General features: G+C 35.4%; 23 protein-coding genes. 1 reads left to right on the top strand and 22 read right to left on the bottom strand.

What is annotated here, in order from left to right; all coding sequences use genetic code 11:
- Positions 1–98: 98 nt before the first annotated feature.
- Complete coding sequence (locus INR76_RS07350; RefSeq protein ID WP_223107265.1) at positions 99–1,553, top strand: BCCT family transporter; 1,455 nt, start codon at positions 99–101, stop codon at positions 1,551–1,553.
- Between the two features lies 1 nt (position 1,554).
- Here INR76_RS07350 and ctlX read toward each other — a convergent pair whose 3' ends face one another.
- The 22 genes from ctlX to rplE all read right to left on the bottom strand — a co-directional run bounded on the left by ctlX (position 1,555) and on the right by rplE (position 16,563).
- Positions 1,555–2,487 carry a citrulline utilization hydrolase CtlX gene (gene ctlX, locus INR76_RS07345; protein ID WP_223107264.1) on the bottom strand — a complete coding sequence of 311 codons (933 nt, stop codon included), beginning with the start codon at positions 2,485–2,487 and terminating at the stop codon, positions 1,555–1,557.
- 82 nt (positions 2,488–2,569) lie between these two features.
- Positions 2,570–3,367: a transporter gene (locus INR76_RS07340; RefSeq protein WP_223107263.1), complete on the bottom strand. Its 798-nt coding sequence runs from the start codon at positions 3,365–3,367 to the stop codon at positions 2,570–2,572.
- Positions 3,368–3,421: 54 nt separating this feature from the next.
- Complete coding sequence (locus tag INR76_RS07335; protein ID WP_223107262.1) at positions 3,422–4,336, bottom strand: dimethylarginine dimethylaminohydrolase family protein; 915 nt, start codon at positions 4,334–4,336, stop codon at positions 3,422–3,424.
- A gap of 61 nt (positions 4,337–4,397) precedes the next feature.
- Positions 4,398–5,684 (bottom strand): citrate synthase, encoded by a 1,287-nt coding sequence (locus tag INR76_RS07330; RefSeq protein WP_223107261.1) that lies wholly within the window; start codon positions 5,682–5,684, stop codon positions 4,398–4,400.
- A gap of 190 nt (positions 5,685–5,874) precedes the next feature.
- Positions 5,875–7,161 carry a phosphopyruvate hydratase gene (gene eno / locus INR76_RS07325; protein ID WP_223107260.1) on the bottom strand — a complete coding sequence of 429 codons (1,287 nt, stop codon included), beginning with the start codon at positions 7,159–7,161 and terminating at the stop codon, positions 5,875–5,877.
- Entirely contained in the window at positions 7,158–8,279 is a 1,122-nt protein-coding gene (gene carA, locus INR76_RS07320) for a glutamine-hydrolyzing carbamoyl-phosphate synthase small subunit (protein ID WP_223107259.1), read from the bottom strand. Before carA ends, eno begins: the two co-directional genes overlap by 4 nt.
- Before the next feature lie 87 nt (positions 8,280–8,366).
- Positions 8,367–8,849, bottom strand: a complete 483-nt coding sequence (rplQ, locus tag INR76_RS07315) for a 50S ribosomal protein L17 (protein ID WP_223107258.1) — start codon at positions 8,847–8,849, stop codon at positions 8,367–8,369.
- A gap of 65 nt (positions 8,850–8,914) precedes the next feature.
- Positions 8,915–9,907, bottom strand: coding sequence for a DNA-directed RNA polymerase subunit alpha (locus tag INR76_RS07310; protein ID WP_223107257.1), 993 nt, complete (start codon positions 9,905–9,907; stop codon positions 8,915–8,917).
- Positions 9,908–9,928: 21 nt separating this feature from the next.
- Entirely contained in the window at positions 9,929–10,534 is a 606-nt protein-coding gene (gene rpsD, locus INR76_RS07305) for a 30S ribosomal protein S4 (protein WP_223107256.1), read from the bottom strand.
- A gap of 94 nt (positions 10,535–10,628) precedes the next feature.
- Positions 10,629–11,033 carry a 30S ribosomal protein S11 gene (gene rpsK / locus INR76_RS07300; protein WP_223107255.1) on the bottom strand — a complete coding sequence of 135 codons (405 nt, stop codon included), beginning with the start codon at positions 11,031–11,033 and terminating at the stop codon, positions 10,629–10,631.
- Between the two features lie 11 nt (positions 11,034–11,044).
- Positions 11,045–11,419: a 30S ribosomal protein S13 gene (gene rpsM, locus INR76_RS07295; RefSeq protein ID WP_223107254.1), complete on the bottom strand. Its 375-nt coding sequence runs from the start codon at positions 11,417–11,419 to the stop codon at positions 11,045–11,047.
- A gap of 3 nt (positions 11,420–11,422) precedes the next feature.
- Entirely contained in the window at positions 11,423–11,539 is a 117-nt protein-coding gene (ykgO, locus tag INR76_RS07290; RefSeq protein WP_009779203.1) for a type B 50S ribosomal protein L36, read from the bottom strand.
- Between the two features lie 38 nt (positions 11,540–11,577).
- Positions 11,578–11,793: a translation initiation factor IF-1 gene (infA, locus tag INR76_RS07285; protein ID WP_116695298.1), complete on the bottom strand. Its 216-nt coding sequence runs from the start codon at positions 11,791–11,793 to the stop codon at positions 11,578–11,580.
- Positions 11,794–11,796: 3 nt separating this feature from the next.
- Positions 11,797–13,146 (bottom strand): preprotein translocase subunit SecY, encoded by a 1,350-nt coding sequence (secY, locus tag INR76_RS07280; protein ID WP_223107253.1) that lies wholly within the window; start codon positions 13,144–13,146, stop codon positions 11,797–11,799.
- A gap of 13 nt (positions 13,147–13,159) precedes the next feature.
- Positions 13,160–13,612: a 50S ribosomal protein L15 gene (rplO, locus tag INR76_RS07275; RefSeq protein ID WP_223107252.1), complete on the bottom strand. Its 453-nt coding sequence runs from the start codon at positions 13,610–13,612 to the stop codon at positions 13,160–13,162.
- A 10-nt stretch (positions 13,613–13,622) separates the two neighbouring features.
- Positions 13,623–13,802 carry a 50S ribosomal protein L30 gene (gene rpmD, locus INR76_RS07270; RefSeq protein ID WP_223107251.1) on the bottom strand — a complete coding sequence of 60 codons (180 nt, stop codon included), beginning with the start codon at positions 13,800–13,802 and terminating at the stop codon, positions 13,623–13,625.
- A gap of 12 nt (positions 13,803–13,814) precedes the next feature.
- Complete coding sequence (gene rpsE / locus INR76_RS07265) at positions 13,815–14,339, bottom strand: 30S ribosomal protein S5 (RefSeq protein WP_223107250.1); 525 nt, start codon at positions 14,337–14,339, stop codon at positions 13,815–13,817.
- Between the two features lie 5 nt (positions 14,340–14,344).
- The gene (gene rplR, locus INR76_RS07260) at positions 14,345–14,701 is read right to left on the bottom strand and encodes a 50S ribosomal protein L18 (protein WP_223107249.1); all 357 of its coding nucleotides are present in this window, start codon (positions 14,699–14,701) and stop codon (positions 14,345–14,347) included.
- A gap of 11 nt (positions 14,702–14,712) precedes the next feature.
- Positions 14,713–15,255: a 50S ribosomal protein L6 gene (gene rplF / locus INR76_RS07255; RefSeq protein ID WP_223107248.1), complete on the bottom strand. Its 543-nt coding sequence runs from the start codon at positions 15,253–15,255 to the stop codon at positions 14,713–14,715.
- A gap of 15 nt (positions 15,256–15,270) precedes the next feature.
- The gene (gene rpsH / locus INR76_RS07250; protein WP_223107247.1) at positions 15,271–15,672 is read right to left on the bottom strand and encodes a 30S ribosomal protein S8; all 402 of its coding nucleotides are present in this window, start codon (positions 15,670–15,672) and stop codon (positions 15,271–15,273) included.
- A gap of 66 nt (positions 15,673–15,738) precedes the next feature.
- Positions 15,739–16,008: a 30S ribosomal protein S14 gene (gene rpsN / locus INR76_RS07245; RefSeq protein WP_223107246.1), complete on the bottom strand. Its 270-nt coding sequence runs from the start codon at positions 16,006–16,008 to the stop codon at positions 15,739–15,741.
- 3 nt (positions 16,009–16,011) lie between these two features.
- Positions 16,012–16,563: a 50S ribosomal protein L5 gene (gene rplE / locus INR76_RS07240; RefSeq protein ID WP_223107245.1), complete on the bottom strand. Its 552-nt coding sequence runs from the start codon at positions 16,561–16,563 to the stop codon at positions 16,012–16,014.
- Positions 16,564–16,565 lie beyond the last annotated feature (2 nt).

The following is a 16,565-nucleotide window of genomic DNA, read 5'->3' as shown; positions in this document are numbered from 1 at the left end:
TACAAAATTTCAGAAATGATTTTGTACTATTGTATAAGCAGCAATCTATTTTGAATAGTACACATTTTTTCAGAAAACATAAGTTACTCTGTTTCTCAATGGGGATATTACTGGTTTTTTCCTTTTTCTTATACTGGAAAACAGTTGAAACCTACAACACCATTGAAAATCTATCTATTTGGGTACGTAATTACTTTGGTTCTTTTTACTTGTACCTAGGTTTGGGGTGTGTTTTACTTCTTTTAGGGATTTCAATATCTCCTTGGGGTGCTTACCGGTTGGGGAAAGAACATGAAAAACCAGCCTTTAAAAAACTTCCTTGGATTGCTATGTTATACAGTGCCGGTATGGGTGCCGGAATTTTATTACGTGCCGTGCAAGAACCGGTTTTTATGCAACAAAACCCACCAATCTCTACCTCCTCTTCGTCTGAAATTATAGCATTAGAGTTCACTTTTTATCAATGGGGTTTTACCGCTTGGGCGTTTTATGCTGTATTTGCCTTGGCTATAGGATATGCAATCTTTCATAAAAATAAAACAGTACGCACCAGCAGTACATTTTCTTCGGTTTTTAAACACAAAGAAAACTATATATTATTAGGCATAGACATCTTGACTATATTAACAACCATCTTTGGGTTGGTAGCAGCAGTAGGTCTTGGTGCATCCCAAATTAAAGGTGGTCTCAACCACTTATTTGAGGCAGAATTTAATTATCAATTAATAATTTGCTTGGTTATAGGAATAGGAATTCTTGCCTTAATTTCAGCTTTAAGCGGTGTTGAAAAAGGAATCAAGCGTATATCAACATTAAACATTTACGTAACTATTACTTTGTTGGTCTTTGTTTTTTTTCAAAGTGACATGCTTCATATTTTAGAACAATTTTTTGTAGCGTTTTATAACTATATTATAGACTTTATTCCTATGAGTTTGGCTCTAGGTGATTACAATCCGGGGGTTCAATTTTTGACAGACTGGACCTATTATTATTGGGCATTTTGGTTGGCTTGGGCTCCATTCACAGGAATTTTTATTGCTCGTATTTCAAAAGGAAGAACAATACGGGAAACAATTATTGGTGTATTGCTTGTACCCGCTTTAGGAACATTTTTTTGGTTTACAACTTTTGGTCAATCAGCTTTTGAAATGATTACAGAATGGGGTAATTATTCAGGAGAATTTGATAATGTATTTACATCTATTTTTGTTTTTTTTGAAACCTATCCTTTTACCTCATTAGTAAACTCTATAGTTATAATTTTACTAGTTAGTTTCTTAGTTACATCGGTTGATTCTGCAATTTATGTATTAAGTATGTTTACTGATGGTGGAAACCAAAACCCTTCCAAAAAACAACGTTTTTTATGGGGAATTTTATTAATTATTTTTTCGGTAGGTATTGTACTTTTAGGCCACGCAAAAACAGATAGCGATGTACTTACAGCTATGCAAAAACTGCTTATCATAACGTCATTACCACTTAGTTTATTTATGGTAGTTATGATTTTTCAATGGCTAAGAGAGTTAGCCTTACATACTAAAAAGTAATTTATTTTTTCGGAAGAAATATTTCAGCCATCATACAACGAGCACTTCCACCGCCACAGGTTTCAATTGTGGTTAAATCTGCACTTAAAATCTCGCAATGCTTTTCAATTGCTGAAATCTGTTCTTGAGTTAAGCTTTTATGTGCAGCAGCGCTCATTACCAAATATTTTTTATCATCGGCGCCACGCACCTGTAGCATATTACCGGCAAAATCGTGCATTTGCGCTTCAGATATGGCTATAATTTCTTTTCCATCATCTTTTAAATGCTTGACTACATTCTTCTTTTCTTTGGCATCATCTATGGTATCTAGGCAAATCACAGAAAAATTTTCGCCCAAACACATCATCACATTGGTATGATAGATTGGCACTCTTTTGCCATCCACGGTTTGATTGGCAGTAAAAATTACAGGAGTAAACTCAAAATCTTCACAAAACTCGATTAGCAATTGCTCATCTGCTCTTGGCGATAGCGCACAATATGCTTTTTGATTAACACGATCTAGAATGAGGCTTCCGGTAGACTCAAGATATACACCTTCATTTTCAGCTTCGGTATAATCAATTACATTTTTAATTTCAAAACCTTCTTTTTCAATACGCTCTATAACATCCCCACGTCTTTCCTTACGTCTATTTTCAGCGAATAAAGGATACAGGGCCATATCACCATTTTCATGAAAAGAAACCCAATTATTAGGAAATATAGAATCTGGAGTGTCTAACTCTTTTTTATCATCTTCAACTATAACGTTCACACCAACAGCACGTAGCTTTTCTACAAAAGCATCAAACTCTTGTTGTGCTTTTTCATTTACTTCTGCGTTTTTAAGTTCAATTTCTTCTTGAAAATAATTATTTATAGCCGTTTGCTCATTCATTCTAAAAGCTACCGGGCGTATCATTAAAATTGTATTGGTGATTTGTTGCATAGCGTAGTATTTTGGCTGCAAAATTAAGATTTTTATATGGAATTTTTATTTTTAAGCAACGTAATTTAACTCAGTTGAAATGTCAAAAGTTTGCTACAAGACCTAAACCATATCCCGGTCCTTGAAAAATATTGCGACCATCAAAAACATAGGAACCACTTACATACATTCCAAAGTTTTTGGTTAATGATCGATATACAGTACCGCCTAATTTATGATAATTTACGCCAAAGCGACGAAAGTTTTGAGGTGGTGGTGTTTCTAGATAATCAATTCCGCCAAAACTATGTTGATAATCATAATAAACATCATAATACCATTTTTCTAGCGCTTGACCGGCTTTAAATGTAATAGGCAAACTATTAGGCACCTCTTCTAGCTTAAATGAGAAACCACTTTGCAATGTAGTAAACCAACCCGAACGCCATTGATAATGAGCCATTGCTCTGCTATCTATAATAGTTGCTTGTTGACCAATATCATTAAGCCCTCCAATAGTATAATCTGATATATTTGTAGAAAAACCAGCTGCTACACCTAGTTCAAAAATGCCGCTTGAAGTCTGTTTTTGAAACAATCTATACTTCAAAAATAACGTGGCATCTTGCAGGTTTTTGTTTTTATCAATTTCAATATAAGGTAATGAAATTTGTATGTCCAGGTTTTCTGTAATTCCGTAGGCTGCAAAGAGATTTATATAATAAAGCTCTCTAGATATTTCTGTTTCATTCGTTCCGGCTAAATAATCAATATTATTTTCAAAACCGGCACCTACCGTAATAGTAACGTTGTCTTTACCACGGTAAAAAGCGTCTATCTTGCCTTGTGAAAAGACTTCATAAATAGGAAGTATAAGTAGAAAACTTAGTATTAATCTCATCTTTTGGTGTATTAACAATCAAAAGTTGGTCGAGATAATACTTTAAAAATTACACTAGTCTCGTATTAATGGCATTGTACTGCATCGCAGCAGTCCTTCTTGTTTTGCTATTTCAGCGTAAGGCACTTCTTCTACAGTAAAGCCTTGTTCACGTAGCCAGGTGTTAAGGCGAGTAAAGTTTTTTTCTGAAATAATCACTTCCGGAGATATAGAAAATACATTACTATTCATATTATACATTTCTTCTTTGGTAATATGAAAACAGTTTTCTTTTCCGAAGAAATTTACCAACCATTGATATTCTTCTTCTTCAAGAAATCCTTCTTTGTGAATAATTGCTTTACCTTTTCCTAAGGGTTGAAAGCAACAATCAAGATGCAGGGCATTATCTTTTGCTTCGGTATTTGATTTTTTGAGATTAAATGATTTTACTTTTTTATCCGGAAATAAATCCTGTAGATAGTTTACAGCTTTCATATTGGTGCGTGCAGTAATATATTTTGAATAATCATCGCCTCGATAGGTACCCACAAAAATGTGGTCGTTCCAAGGCATCACATCACCTCCTTCAATATGAGCGCCCTCAGGGAATTTTATAATATTCTCTTTCGGAATTTGATTAATAACGTGCTCAATGGCTTCTATTTCTTGATCACGATCGGGTAATATATTGGCTTTGATAAATTTATTATCAATTACAAATGCTATATCTCTAGTAAATATTTGATTGTAATCTGTAATCTCTTTGGGACGATATACCTTTACATCATATTTTTCAAAAACTTTTGCTACTGCTTCAATTTCTTGAATCATATCTTCTTCAGTAGGGTATGTACCTGCTTGAATATGCTCTTTTGATTTCGGGTCATACGCTTCATCTAATGTTGGAGCCGGACCATTACTATTTGCTGAACCTAATACAACTGCCCGAAGGCGTGCTACTTCGTCTTTAATATTTAAATTTATCATAGTACAAATATAAAAAAGCATCCTCAGAATATGAGGATGCTATATTTTTCTGTTTTAAAATTTATCTTTTATCAAGAGGAATGAAATCACGGTGTGTTTCTCCTATATAAATTTGTCTTGGGCGTCCAATTGGCTCTTTGCGTAAGCGCATTTCTCTCCACTGAGCAATCCAACCTGGTAAACGACCTAATGCAAACATAGCTGTAAACATTTCTGTAGGAATGCCTAATGCTCGGTAAATAATTCCTGAATAGAAGTCTACATTTGGATACAACTTTCTATCAACAAAGTATGAATCTTCAAGAGCTTCTTTTTCTAATCCTTTTGCAATATCTAGAACTGGATCTTGAACACCCAAATCACCTAATACTTCATCTGCAGATTTTTTAATAATCTTGGCTCTTGGGTCAAAATTCTTATACACACGGTGTCCAAAGCCCATTAAACGGAATGGATCATTTTTATCTTTTGCTTTCTGCATAAATTTATGCGTATCGCCTCCATCTTCTTTAATTGCCTCAAGCATTTCAATTACTGCTTGATTGGCTCCACCGTGAAGCGGCCCCCAAAGTGCATTAATACCAGCTGATAAAGAAGCAAATAAACCAGTGTGTGCAGAGCCTACCATACGTACTGTTGAAGTAGAACAGTTTTGCTCGTGATCTGCGTGTAGGATTAATAACTTATCTAGAGCATCAACTACTGTTTTATTTGAATTATACTCACCATTAGGTTTTTTAAACATCATTTTAAGGAAGTTATCTACATAACCCAATGTGTCATCTCCATAATCCAAAGGTCTTCCTACACGTTTTCTATAAGCCCAAGCTGTTAACACAGGGAATTTTGCAAGAATACGTACAATCGCATTATACATATCTTCTTCACTGTCAACATTTACCGAAGAAGGGTTAAAAGCCACTAGTGCTGAAGTCAAAGAAGATAACACTCCCATTGGGTGTGCAGATTTTGGAAATCCATCAAGAATCTTCTTTAAGTCTTCGTCTACGTGCGAATGTTCTCTAATATCGTCGTGAAACTTTTTAATTTGTTCTTTTGAAGGAAGCTCTCCAAAAATTAAAAGATAAGCCACTTCTAAAAACTCAGCCTTTTCAGCTAAATCTTCGATAGCATATCCTCTATACCTCAAGACACCTGCCTCACCATTTAAAAAAGTGATTGCACTTTCGCAAGATCCTGTATTTTTATATCCTGGATCTATTGTGGTTATTCCATTTGTTACACTTCTAAGCTTTTTTATATCAATGGCTTTTTCATTTTCACTCCCTGTTATAATTGGGAATTCATAATTTTTACCATCAATTTCAAGGATTGCTGTCTTTGACATATATTATAAAGGTTTTTTTTTGATTATTTCGAAATGTAAAGATACAAAATATTGACCGATTTTTTTAACATATACGAACACTTGTTAGGTTAAAAAATCCTTAAATTTCAAGGGTTTGACGTTATTTAAATAAAAAACTTCCTCCAAAAAGGTTGAAGGAAGTTTTCAAAAAAATGGATTGTATTACTTTCTATATTTTAAATGCGTTGCGTTGCGGATAATACGCCACATCACATAGTTGCTCTTCAATTCGTAATAATTGATTATACTTTGCCATCCTATCACTTCTAGAAGCCGAACCTGTTTTTATTTGACCACAATTTAAAGCAACAGCCAAATCTGCAATGGTATCATCTTCTGTCTCTCCACTTCTATGTGACATTACCGAAGTGTAACCCGCATTATGAGCCATATTTACAGCTGCAATAGTTTCAGTTAAGGTTCCTATTTGGTTCACCTTAATCAAAATAGAATTGGCAATATTTTCTGAAATTCCTTTTGATAAACGCTCTACATTTGTTACAAATAAATCATCTCCCACCAATTGAACTTTATCTCCTACTTTTTCAGTTAACATACTCCAGCCATCCCAATCATTTTCATCCATTCCATCTTCTATTGAGATTATCGGGTATTTTTCACACAATTCAGCAAGGTAAGAAGCTTGTTCTTCTGAAGTACGTACTTTTCCTTTTTCACCTTCAAAAACCGAATAATCATACTTTCCGTTTTTATAAAACTCAGCTGAAGCACAATCTAATGCAATCATTACTTCATCTCCTAGTTTATATCCGGCGTTTTCAGTTGCTTTTGCAATGGTATCGATTGCATCTTCGGTTCCATTAAGGGTAGGTGCAAAACCACCTTCATCTCCTACTGCAGTACTCAACTTGCGTTCGTGTAAAACTTTTTTAAGATTATGAAAAATCTCACTTCCTATTTGCATAGCATGAGAGAAAGTGGATGCCTTTACTGGCATAATCATAAACTCTTGAAAAGCAATAGGAGCATCACTATGCGAACCGCCATTAATAATATTCATCATAGGTACAGGAAGTGTTTTGGCACTTACGCCCCCTATATATCTATATAAAGGTAAACCAAGTTCTGCCGCAGCCGCTTTTGCTACTGCTAATGAAACACCCAAAATTGCATTGGCTCCAAGCTTTGATTTATTTGATGTTCCGTCTAGGTCTATCATAATTTTATCAATCGCTTCTTGTTCAAAAACTGATACACCCAACAATGTTCCTGCTATTTTTCCATTGACATTTTCAACAGCATTTAAAACGCCTTTACCCATATAGTCATCACCTCCGTCACGCAATTCTACAGCTTCGTGCTCTCCGGTAGAAGCACCAGATGGAACTGCTGCACGACCTAAAAAATTATTTTCAGTAATCACGTCAACTTCTACGGTTGGGTTACCACGGGAGTCAAAAATTTGTCGAGCGCGAATGTCTATAATTATACTCATGCAGTTGTTTTTTTATGGTTTTGAATGTTTGAAATAAATTGATCAAATAAATAAGATGCATCGTGTGGTCCAGGGCTTGCCTCAGGATGGTATTGAACAGAAAATACGGGCTTATTTACCATTTTAATCCCAGCAGCTGTTTTATCATTAAGATGCAGATGAGTAACTTTAAGGTCTGGGTTTGCTTCTGCTTCTTCTCTATTAATAGCAAAACCGTGATTTTGTGAAGTGATTTCTCCTTTTCCCGTTTCAAGATTAATAATTGGGTGATTGATACCGCGGTGTCCGTGGTGCATTTTATAGGTTGAAACACCATTTGCCAATGCAATTACTTGATGTCCTCCACAAATACCAAATAAAGGATCTCCTTTTTCAATTATTTGTTTGGTAATTTGTATAGCATTCTCAAGAGGTTCTGGGTCACCTGGTCCATTTGATAAAAAATAACCATCTGGATTAAAGGCTTCCATTTCACTTAATGAGGTATCGTACGGAAATACTTTTATATAACAATCTCTAGCAGCTAGGTTACGAAGAATATTTGTTTTAATTCCGTTGTCTAAGGCAGCTATTTTGAAAGTAGCATCTTCTTTCCCAAAGTAATAAGGTTCTTTTACTGAAACTTTTGATGCAAGCTCTAGTCCTTTCATATCAGGCACATCTGCCAATTGTTTTTTCAAACCTTCAATATTATCAACTTCAGTAGAAATTACAGCATTCATAGCGCCATTATCACGAATGTAACTTACGAGAGCTCGTGTGTCAACATCACTTATTGCTAATAGGTTGTTGTTATTTAAAAACTCTTCAAGAGAAGCATCTGCTGCTGGACGTGAATGATTGTAGCTAAAATTACGACAAATTAACCCTGAAATTTTAACACTGTCAGATTCCATTTCTTTTTCAGAAGTCCCATAGTTACCAATATGAGCATTGGTAGTTACCATTAATTGACCAAAATAGGATGGGTCTGTAAAAATTTCTTGATAACCGGTCATTCCGGTATTAAAACAAACTTCACCAAAGGCCGAACCTTCTTTACCGCCTACAACTTTTCCATGAAAAACGGTTCCGTCTGCTAATAGTACAATTGCTTTTTTTCTTTTTTGGTATTTCATCTTTTCAAAATCTTTTGCAAAAATAATATAAAAAAAGGGATAAGTCTTTAATACTTATCCCTTTGTTATTTACAAATGAAAAATCATTTATTCTTCTTCTTTATTTGCTTTAGTCTTAGTCGCTGCAGCAGCTCCTTTAGATTTTCCACTACCACCTCGACGGCTTCTTCTAGTAGATTTCTTCTTTTTAGTTTTGTTAGGGTTATAAATCTCGTTATAATCTACTAACTCAATCATTGCCATATCTGCAGAGTCTCCTAGACGACTACCCAATTTGATAATTCGAGTATATCCTCCAGGCCTATCTCCTACTTTTACTGCAACATCTCTAAAAAGTTCGCTAACTGCTTCTTTTTGACGTAATTTTCTAAATACAATACGACGGTTGTGCGTGGTATCTTCTTTAGATTTTGTAATCATTGGTTCTACAAATTGCTTTAATGCTTTAGCTTTTGCAACTGTAGTGTTGATTCTTTTGTGCTCAATTAGGGAACAAGCCATATTTGCTAACATCGCTCTTCTGTGCGCTGTTTTTCTCCCTAAATGGTTAAATTTCTTTCCGTGTCTCATGACATTTTGTTTTAATCATCATCTTGCTACCAAACTCACTTTTATGAGGAGCAAAATATGACGTATTAATCTTTATCTAATTTATATTTTGAAAGGTCCATTCCGAAGTTTAACCCTTTCACATTAACTAATTCTTCAAGCTCGGTAAGTGATTTTTTACCAAAGTTTCTGAATTTCATTAAATCATTTTTATTGTAAGAAACCAAATCTCCTAAGGTATCAACTTCAGCAGCTTTTAAACAATTAAGTGCACGAACTGAAAGGTCCATATCAACTAATTTTGTTTTAAGCAACTGTCGCATATGCAATGATTCTTCATCATATGTTTCAGTTTGAGCAATTTCATCAGCCTCAAGGGTGATACGCTCATCACTAAATAACATAAAGTGGTGAATCAATGTTTTTGCAGCTTCGGTTAAGGCATCTTTAGGATGAATTGAACCATCTGTTTGGATTTCGAAAACTAATTTTTCATAATCTGTTTTCTGCTCTACACGGAAGTTTTCAATACTGTACTTCACATTTTTTATTGGTGTGTAGATAGAATCTGTAAAAATGGTACCTAGAGGTGCGTTTGCTTTTTTATTTTCTTCAGCAGGAACATATCCTCTACCTTTCTCAATAGTGATCTCAAAATTAAGATTCACTTTTTTGTCCATATTACAGATAACCAAGTCTGGGTTTAATACTTGAAATCCTGAAATGAACTTCTGAAAATCTCCAGCGGTTAATTGCTCTCCTCCATTTACTGAAACGGTTACAGTTTCATTATCAATCTCATCTATCTGTCTCTTAAAACGAACTTGTTTTAAGTTAAGAATGATTTCGGTTACGTCTTCTACAACTCCGGCTATGGTTGAAAATTCGTGATCAACCCCTTCAATACGTACCGAAGTAATTGCAAATCCTTCTAGTGAAGAAAGTAATACTCGTCTTAATGCGTTACCAACTGTCAATCCATAACCTGGCTCTAAGGGACGAAATTCAAATTTCCCCTCAAAATCAGTTGAATTGATCATGATAACTTTATCAGGCTTCTGAAAACTAAATACTGCCATAGTGTGACTCGTGTGTTTTTATTATTTAGAATATAATTCGACGATGAACTGCTCGTTAATGTTCTCTGGAATCTGGATACGTTGAGGAATATTCACAAACGTACCTTCTTTTGTTTCGTTGTTCCAAGTAATCCACTCATAAACGTGGTTGGCATTTGCCAAAGAATCTTGGATAGCATCTAAGGTTTTAGATTTTTCTCTTACAGCAACAACATCACCTGTTTGTACTTGGTAAGAAGGTATGTTTACCTTCTCTCCATTTACAGTAATGTGACGGTGAGACACTAATTGTCTTGCAGCACGGCGGCTAGGGGCGATCCCCATACGGAATACTACGTTATCTAAACGAGATTCACATAATTGAAGCAATACTTCACCTGTAATTCCAGGAGCAGCAGTTGCTTTTTTAAACATATTTCTGAATTGACGCTCTAAAATACCATATGTATATTTAGCTTTTTGCTTTTCAGCTAATTGAATTGCGTATTCAGATTTTTTTCCACGACGACGGTTGTTACCGTGCTGTCCTGGAGGGTAATTTCTTTTTTCGAAAGATTTATCATCTCCGAAGATAGCCTCACCAAATTTACGGGCTATTTTAGTTTTTGGACCAGTATATCTTGCCATTTCTAAGTGTTTTTGAAGGGAAAACTAAATTAAGGTCTATTGTTATTGTATTAATCCTCTAGTTTTCGTTTTCCTTCAGTTGATATTAATTTAATTATACTCTTCTTCTTTTTGGAGGACGACATCCATTATGCGGCATTGGTGTTACATCAATGATTTCAGTAACTTCAATTCCTGAATTGTGAATAGATCGTATTGCAGATTCTCTTCCGTTTCCAGGACCTTTTACGTACACTTTTACTTTACGTAAACCAGCATCGTGTGCAACTTTTGATGCATCTTCTGATGCTAATTGAGCTGCGTAAGGTGTGTTTTTCTTAGATCCTCTGAAGCCCATTTTACCGGCAGAAGACCAAGAAATTACATCTCCATTTTTATTGGTTAAAGAAATAATAATGTTGTTAAAAGAAGCTGTAATGTGTGCTTCACCTACAGACTCAACGTTTACTTTACGTTTTTTAACAACTTTCTTTGTACTTTTTGAGTTAGACTTTGCCATATCTCTAGGTATTATTTAGTTGCTTTTTTCTTGTTTGCAACTGTTTTACGTTTTCCTTTTCTCGTTCTTGAGTTGTTCTTAGTACGTTGACCACGTAACGGAAGACCCGCTCTGTGACGTACACCTCTGTAACAACCAATATCCATCAAGCGCTTAATGCTTAATTGAACTTCACTACGTAATTCACCTTCGATTGTGAAAGACCCTACAGCGTCACGAATTTTTCCGATTTCATCATCGTTCCATTCGTTAACTTTTTTGTCTTCGCTAACTCCGGCTTTTTCTAGTATTTCTTGAGCGCGGCTTTTACCAACACCAAAGATATACGTTAACGCGATTACACCCCTTTTATGCTTTGGGATATCTACACCTGCGATTCTTGCCATAACTTATCCTTGTCTTTGTTTGAACTTTGGGTTCTTTTTGTTAATAACATATAATCTGCCCTTTCTGCGTACAATCTTGCAGTCGGCACTTCTTTTTTTAACGGATGCTCTTACTTTCATCTGTTTAGTTTTTTGATAGATTAATACAAAAAGATGTATTAGTATCTATAGGTTATACGAGCCTTAGTTAAATCATAAGGACTCATTTCTAATTTTACTTTATCGCCGGGCAATAGTTTAATATAGTGCATACGCATTTTGCCCGAAATATGCGCAGTTACAATATGACCGTTTTCCAATTCCACTCTAAACATTGCATTAGACAATGCTTCTACAATTGTTCCGTCTTGTTCTATTGGGGGTTGTTTTGCCATAATTTACGCTACTGCTTTTCTATTTTTTCCTGTTTTCATTAAACCATCGTAGTGACGATTTAATAGATATGAATTAATTTGTTGCATTGTATCGATAGCTACACCTACCATAATTAATAGTGATGTACCACCGTAAAATAAAGCCCATCCTTGTTGAATTCCCATTAACTTAACAACAAAAGCTGGAAATACAGCAATTAATGCTAAGAAAATTGAACCTGGCAAGGTAATTTGAGACATAATTCTATCTAAATATTCTCCGGTTTCGCTTCCAGGTTTGATACCCGGGATAAAACCTCCACTACGTTTAAGATCATCTGCCATTTTATTTGTTGGCACTGTGATAGCCGTATAAAAATATGTAAAGATAATAATCAATGCTGCAAAAACAAGATTATACCATAATCCAAAAATATCACTAAAGGCTGCTTGTATAGACTGCGCTACTTCACTATCTGAAAACATCGAGATGCTTGCAATAGCAGAAGGCACAAACATAATAGCCTGTGCAAAGATTATTGGCATTACCCCAGAAGCGTTAAGCTTTAAAGGAATAAACTGTCTTGCACCAAAGATATTCTTTTCATAACCACCACTTGCTGTTCTTCTAGCATACTGTACAGGTATTTTACGTACAGCCATAACTAGCATTACAGAAGCCAAGATAATCACAAACCAAATTACTAGTTCAATTAAAATCATAATTAAACCACCGTTTGATTCTAATACACGAGAAGCAAATTCTTGTGCAAAAGATTGCGGTAAGGTAGCAATAATACCTACCATAATAAGTATTGAAATACCATTACCTACACCTTTATCGGTGATTTTTTCACCTAACCACATTGCAAAAATTGTACCTGTTACTAGAATAATTACTGAAGAAATATAAAACATAGGTGTTTGACCTAATATAAATGCTTCAGTTGGTACACCTAAGGCAGGTAATCCCGCTAAATAACTAGGGGCCTGAACCAAACAGATACCTATAGTTAACCAACGAGTAATTTGAGTAATTTTCTTTCTTCCACTTTCACCTTCTTTCTGTAACTTCTGAAGATAAGGAACAGCAATTTGCATTAATTGTACCACAATGGAAGCCGAAATATAAGGCATAATACCTAATGCAAATACAGAGGCGTTTGCAAATGCTCCTCCAGTAAATGCGTTTAATAAACCACCAAGACCTGTGTCAAATTTTCCTGCAAAATTTGCAAGTTGTGACGCATCTATACCTGGCAATACTACTTGTGCACCAAAACGATACACTAGAAGAAGCCCTAACGTAAGCATAATTCTGTTACGAAGTTCTTCTATCTTCCAAATGTTTTTTATGGTATCAATAAATTTCATCCTTATCTTATAATTATAGGGTTACTACTTCACCTCCAGCAGCTTCAATAGCTTCTTTTGCTGAGGCAGTAAACTTATGAGCAGATACTTTTAATTTTGCTTTTAACTCTCCTCTACCTAAAATCTTCACCATTTCGTTTTTGCCAGCAAGACCTAAACTCATTAGGGTTTCAAAGTCTACAGTATCTTTAATTTTCTTTTCATCAACTAATTGTTGTAAAGTATCAATGTTAATTCCTTGATATTCTTTACGGTTGATATTTGTAAACCCAAACTTAGGCACACGACGTTGAATAGGCATTTGCCCTCCTTCAAAACCAATTTTCTTGGAGTATCCAGAACGAGACTTAGCTCCTTTGTGACCACGTGTAGCAGTTCCTCCTTTACCGGAAGCTTGCCCACGGCCTACGCGTTTGCCTTCTTTGTGTGTTGAACCTTTTGCAGGTTTTAAATTATTTAATTCCATGTTGTATATCTTAAACAGTTTCTACAGAAACTAAATGTTTTACTTTATTAACCATACCAAGAATGTTTGGCGTGTCTTCATGCTCTACAGTCTGCCCCATTTTACGAAGGCCTAAAGCTTCAAGCGTTCTCTTTTGGTTTTGCGTGCGGTTAATCTCGCTGCGTACCTTTGTTACTTTTATTTTTGCCATGTTCTTCAGTATTTATCCTTTATACAATTTTTCCAAAGTAATACCGCGTTGCTTTGCTACAGTTTCTGCACTACGTAATTGCAATAATGCATCAAAAGTTGCTTTAACAACGTTGTGTGGGTTGGAAGATCCTTGAGATTTTGACAATACGTCGTGCACTCCCACTGCTTCCAATACTGCACGTACAGCACCACCAGCGATCAAACCGGTACCAGGAGCTGCTGGTAATAAATTAACTCGTGCTCCACCATACTTACCTTTTTGCTCGTGTGGTAAAGTTGCTTTATTTAAAGGAATACGTACCAGGTTTTTCTTAGCATCTTCAATGGCTTTTGCAATAGCACTGGCAACATCTTTTGATTTACCAAGGCCTTGTCCTACAACACCATTTTCATCTCCTACTACAACAATAGCTGAGAATCCAAAAGCTCTACCACCTTTAGTTACTTTAGTTACACGTTGTACACCTACTAGACGGTCTTTAAGGTCAAGACCTCCAGGTTTTACTGTTTCTACGTTTTTATAATCTTGATACATATTTCTTAAAATTTAAGACCGCTTTCGCGAGCGCCTTCAGCTAATGATTTTACTCTTCCGTGATATAGGTATCCGCCTCGATCAAATGCTACAGTTTCTACACCAGCTTTTTGAGCTTTATCAGCGATTGCCTTTCCTACTAATTTTGCAACTTCACTTTTGTTTACTTTTGAAGTGTCAATATCTTTATCTCTTGAAGATGCAGCAGTAATGGTAACTCCATTTACATCGTCAATAAGTTGCGCATAGATCTCTTTATTACTTCGGAATACAGCTAAACGTGGTCGCTCAGCAGTTCCCGTTATTGTTTTGCGTATTCTGTTACGCAAACGAGTTCTTCTATCTAATTTTGATAATGCCATAACGTTATTTCTTATGCAGATTTACCTGCTTTTCTTCTTATTTGTTCACCTACAAACTTAATACCTTTTCCTTTGTAAGGTTCTGGCTTGCGGAAGCTTCTTATTTTTGCTGCTACCTGACCTACCAATTGTTTGTCGTGTGATGTTAATTTTACTATTGGGTTTTTACCTTTTTCGGTTTGAGTCTCTACTTTTACCTCTGGAGCGATTTCCATAACGATGTTGTGAGAAAAACCGATTGCTAAATCCAATTTTTGTCCTTGATTACTAGCACGGTATCCTACCCCTACTAGTTCTAATTGTTTTGTCCATCCGTTTGTTACACCTTCAATCATGTTATTGATTAAAGCTCTATACAAACCGTGTTTTGCTCTATGATCTTTTCCTTCAGTAGGGCGCTCAAGTACTATTTTGCCTTCTTCTTCTTTTACTGTGATTTCAGAAAACTCTTGAGTTAATTCGCCTAGTTTACCTTTTACGGTAACTACGTTATCTTTAATTTCTACTGTTACACCATCTGGAATGGCTACCGGGCTTTTACCTATTCTTGACATTTCTTAGTCTTTATTTTAGTATACGTAGCACAATACTTCACCACCTACATTCTTTTCTTGAGCTTGTTTTCCTGTCATTACTCCGTGAGAAGTTGACACTATTGCAATACCCAATCCATTTAATATACGTGGAATGTTTGAAGAACTTGCATATTTACGTAAACCTGGTTTACTAATTCTTTGAATCTTTTTAATTACCGGATCTTTTGTAAGCTTGTCATACTTTAAAGCGATCTTGATAGTTCCTTGCGGTCCTTTATCGTCTTCAAATTTGTAGCTTAAAATGTACCCTTGGTCAAATAGGATTTTTGTTATCTCCTTTTTTAGATTTGACGCGGGTATCTCTACAACACGGTGTCCTGCCTTTACGGCGTTTCTAACTCTTGTTAGAAAATCTGATATTGGATCTATATTCATTTCTAGTTATTTACGATAGTGGTTTTTGATGTATAGCATCAAACCTACTGCCTGTTTATATTGTTGTTACCAACTTGCTTTTCTAACTCCTGGGATTAAACCTTTGTTTGCCATTTCACGGAACATAACACGCGAAATTCCAAATTGTCTCATATACCCTTTTGGTCTTCCAGTTAATTTACAACGATTGTGTAAACGTACTGGTGAAGAGTTTTTTGGTAATTTTTGTAATGCTTCCCAATCGCCTGCTTCTTTTAAAGCTTGGCGTTTTTCAGCATACTTTTTTACCATTTTTTGTCTCTTAACCTCACGGGCTTTCATTGATTCTTTAGCCATGTCTTAGTTCTTTTTAAAAGGTAATCCTAATTCTGTTAGTAATGATTTCGCTTCTTTATCGGTTTCGGCAGAAGTTACAAAGGTAATGTTCATACCTTCAATCTTCTTTATCTTATCGATATTGATTTCTGGGAAGATAATTTGCTCAGTAATACCTAATGAGTAGTTTCCTCTTCCGTCAAAACCAGTTGCGTTAATTCCGTTAAAATCACGTACGTTTGGCAATGCACTTGTAATAAGTCTATCTAAAAACTCATACATACGCTCACCACGTAAGGTCACTTTTGCACCAATAGGCATTCCTTTTCTAAGTTTAAAACTCGCAACGTCTTTCTTAGAGATTGTCGCTACGGCTTTTTGCCCAGTGATTTTTGATAATTCTTCTACGGAATATTCGATCAATTTTTTATCGGCTACGGCAGCTCCAATTCCTCTTGACACAACGATGCGTGTAAGTTTTGGAACTTGCATTACGTTTTGGTAACCAAATTCATCTGTAAGAGCGTTTATTACTTTGCTCTTGTATTCTTCTTTAAGTCTTGGTGTATATGCCATAA

The organism is Marixanthomonas sp. SCSIO 43207 (assembly GCF_019904255.1).
Taxonomy (GTDB): Bacteria; Bacteroidota; Bacteroidia; order Flavobacteriales; family Flavobacteriaceae; genus Marixanthomonas.
The sequence above is the reverse complement of the archived record's forward strand: the minus strand, read 5'-3'. Positions and strand labels throughout refer to the sequence as shown.